This window comes from Kitasatospora sp. NPDC058478, from assembly GCF_042720345.1.
Lineage (GTDB): Bacteria > Actinomycetota > Actinomycetes > Streptomycetales > Streptomycetaceae > Kitasatospora.
Genome location: NZ_JBHXML010000154.1, coordinates 1 through 2,744 on the forward strand (window position 1 = coordinate 1; position 2,744 = coordinate 2,744).

1 protein-coding gene and 1 pseudogene are annotated in these 2,744 nt (G+C 71.1%); both read right to left on the bottom strand.

Annotated features, from left to right (window positions below; all coding sequences use genetic code 11):
• Positions 1-43 precede the first annotated feature (43 nt).
• Positions 44-2,605, bottom strand: a complete 2,562-nt coding sequence (locus ACFWPT_RS40785; RefSeq protein ID WP_380488098.1) for an ABC transporter permease — start codon at positions 2,603-2,605, stop codon at positions 44-46.
• Between the two features lie 59 nt (positions 2,606-2,664).
• Positions 2,665-2,744 (bottom strand): annotated as a pseudogene (locus ACFWPT_RS40790) (ABC transporter ATP-binding protein); the annotation flags it as partial.

Below are 2,744 nucleotides of genomic sequence, written 5' to 3' on the forward strand. Positions count from 1 at the left end.
GTCGAGGACCGTCCGGGGCTCCGGCGCGCTTGCACGGGGGCGCCTACTCGCTCTTGATCGCGCCCAGGATGTCCATCCGGGCGGCCCGGTGGGCCGGCCAGAGGGCGGCCAGCAGGCCGATCACCGCGGCCGCGACCAGGAAGCCGAGGATCTGCAGCGGCGGCACCACGGTGGTGATGTTCTTGAGCGAGTCCGCCATCGTGCGGGTGCCCGCCCAGGCCACCAGGATCCCGAGCCCGATCCCGACCGCGCCGCCGAACAGCGCGATCAGCAGCGACTCCAGCCGGACCATCCGGCGGATGCCGATCCGGTCCAGGCCGATCGCCCGCAGCATGCCGATCTCCCGGCGCCGCTCGAACACCGACATCGCCATGGTGTTGACCACGCCGAGCACCGCGATCACCACGGCCATCCCGAGCAGCCCGTACATCATGTTCAGCATGCCGGTGATCAGCTGACGGTTCTCCGCCTTGATGTCCTTCTCGCCCTTGACGGCGATCAGCGGGTTGCCGCCGGTCGCGTCGCGCAGCGCCTGCTTCAGCTTCTCGTCCGCGCCGTTGGCGCCCTTCACCAGGACCTTCGCCGGGCCGGAGCCGGGCAGCGCGTGCGGGCCCACCACGTTGTCCGGGGCGACGATGTTGGCCAGCGCGCTGTTGGCCTCCAGCACGGCGCCGACGGTGAGCGAGCCCTTGGCCCCGCCCGGGTAGGTGACGGCCATGGTGTCGCCGACCTTGAAGCCGAGGCGCTGGGCGGTGCCCGAGCTCATCATCAGCTTGCCCTGCTTGAGGGCGTCCGCCGAACCGTCCTTGACCTTGACGGTGGCCAACTGGTCGATGGTCGCGGCGTCGACGCCCGTCAGGAACTCGTAGTCGGAGTCGCCCTTGTCGGTCGTCACCCGGACTTCGCGCATCACGCTCATGGCGCTGACGCCGGGTGCCTTGGCGATCTGGCCGGCGACCTCGGGGGAGAGCTTCGAGCCGTTCTGCATGGCGACGGTGTAGTCGGCCTTGAGGTCGTCCGCGGTCGCCGCGTCGACGGCCTTGTTCACCGAGGCGCCGACCACGGTCAGCGCGGTGATCAGGGTGACGCCGATGGTCAGCGCCGAGGCGGTGGCCGCCGTCCGGCGCGGGTTGCGGATCGCGTTCTCCTGGGCCAGCTTGCCCGGCGTGCCGTAGAGCTTGCGCAGCAGCGGGGCGAACAGCGCGATCAGCGGCCGGGCCAGCAGCGGGGTCAGCACGAACACGCCGATCAGCAGGGTGCCCGCGCCGAGCCCGACCAGCTTGTACTCCTTGCCGCCCGCGCCCGCGGCCAGGGAGCCCGCGCCGGCCAGCGTGAACAGCAGGCCGATCGTGTTGCGCACCAGCAGGCTCTTCTGGGTGGCCGGCTGCTCGACCGAGCTCATCGCGGCCACCGGGGCGATCCGGGAGGCGCGCAGGGCCGGCAGCAGGGCGGACAGCACCGTCACCAGGACGCCGACCAGCAGGGTCACCGCGATGGTGAGCGGCTTGATCACCAGCGAGCCCTGCGGCATGGTGTCGTCCATCGCGCTGACCAGCGTCTGCATTCCGGCGCCGATCCCGATGCCGGCGAGCAGCCCGGCCGCCGAGGCGAGCAGGCCGACCAGCAGTGCCTCGACCAGCACGGAGCGGGTGATCTGCTTGCGGCTGGCGCCGATCGCCCGCAGCAGTGCGAGTTCCTTGGTGCGCTGGGCGACCAGCATGGTGAAGGTGTTGGCGATGATGAAGATGCCGACGAACAGCGAGATGAAGGCGAAGACCATCAGGAAGGTGCTCAGGACCTTGGTGCCCTGCTGGATCATCCGGTCCTGCTCGGCGGCGAGCTCGCGCCCGGTCTTCGCCTCGATCGAGTCGCCCTGCGGGGCGGTCTGCTTGACGGCGGCGAGCAGCGCGGTGTCGTCCGCGCCCGGCTTGCCCTTGACGTCCAGCTCGGCGTAGCGGCCCGGGCTCAGGTAGAGCTGCTGGGCGGTGGCGGTGTCGAAGGCGGCCAGCGAGCCGCCGGCCAGCACGCGCGGGTCGTTGGTGGTCAGGGTGCCGGTGAGCTTGAGCTTCATCACCGGGCCGTTGACGGCGACCCGGACGGTGTCGCCGACCTGGTAGCCGCCCTTCTCGGCGGTCTTGGTGTCCAGTGCGATCTCGCCCGAGCCGTGCGGGCCGCGGCCGTCGACCAGCGGGTAGCGCGGGTCGGTGCCGTCGGCGCCCGGCACGTAGTTGGTGCCGGTGGTGGAGAAGCCGTTGCCGATCAGCGCGCCCTTCTTGTCGGCGATGCCGGCGAAGCCGCTGACCACGCCACGCGCCTCGGCGGCGCCGGGCAGTGCCGCGACCGCCTTGCGGATCTCCTCGGTGAGGGCCGGGCCCTCGGAGTCCTCACCGGTGTGGTCGTAGGCCTGGCGGGCGGCGTCGCGGTCGCTGACCGTGACGGCGATGTCGGTGTAGCTCTTGGAGTTCTGGGTCCTGAGCGCGTTGCCGAAGGTGTCGGAGAAGACCATGGTGCCGGCGACGAAGGCGGTGCCGAGCATGACGGCCAGCGCCGTCATGAGCAGTCGGCCCTTGTGGGCCAGCACGTTGCGCAAAGCGGTGCGGTACATGAGGGGGTGTCAGTCCTGGGGGTTCTCGAAGGTCGGGGGCGCGGGGCTGGCGGGATGCTCTAGCTGGTGCGGCCCTTGGCGTCGAAGCGGCGCATGCGGTCCAGGACGGTGTCGGCGGTGGGGTGGTGGAGTTCGTCGA

What these genes read in the sequence shown, in the direction of transcription:
- ACFWPT_RS40785 (WP_380488098.1), bottom strand. Translation starts at nt 2,605, where the DNA reads ATGTACCGCACCGCTTTGCGCAACGTGCTGGCCCACAAGGGCCGACTG.